1 pseudogene is annotated in these 405 nt (G+C 69.4%); it reads right to left on the bottom strand.

Annotated elements, in window-relative coordinates:
• Positions 1-405, bottom strand: a pseudogene (locus ELR45_RS12965) (DUF222 domain-containing protein); the annotation flags it as partial.

Genomic DNA, 405 nt, shown 5'->3' with positions numbered 1-405 from the left:
GCCGCGGTCTCGGGTGATCAACGCGGTGAAGATCCCGGGGGTGACGCAGCGTTCGGTACGTCCGACGCGCAGCGGGACGCCGTGCTGATCGAGCAGGATGGGGGTGATATCGGCGTCACAGGCGATGCGGCGTAGCGCCTCGGATGAGACCGGTCCGCCCCAGGCGAGTTCGGCCGGGGCGACGCCGAAGCGGCGTGCCCAGGTGTCTTGTAACCATCTGGGTGGTGTCTGGTCCTCCTGATCGGCGTGCAGGTAGAACACCCCGCCATCGACACTCTCCCCGGCGCCGTCACCCACGGTGTCGGTACCCGCGTCACCCACGGTGTCGGCGCGCGCGTCGGCGTTGATGTGATGGTGGCTGTCCGCGCCGGCGTCGACGTCATGGTCGGTGTCCGCGCTGGTGGT

Source organism: Phytoactinopolyspora endophytica (assembly GCF_004138495.1).
Classification (GTDB): domain Bacteria; phylum Actinomycetota; class Actinomycetes; order Jiangellales; family Jiangellaceae; genus Phytoactinopolyspora; species Phytoactinopolyspora endophytica.
This window is presented reverse-complemented; position numbering and strand designations above follow the sequence as displayed.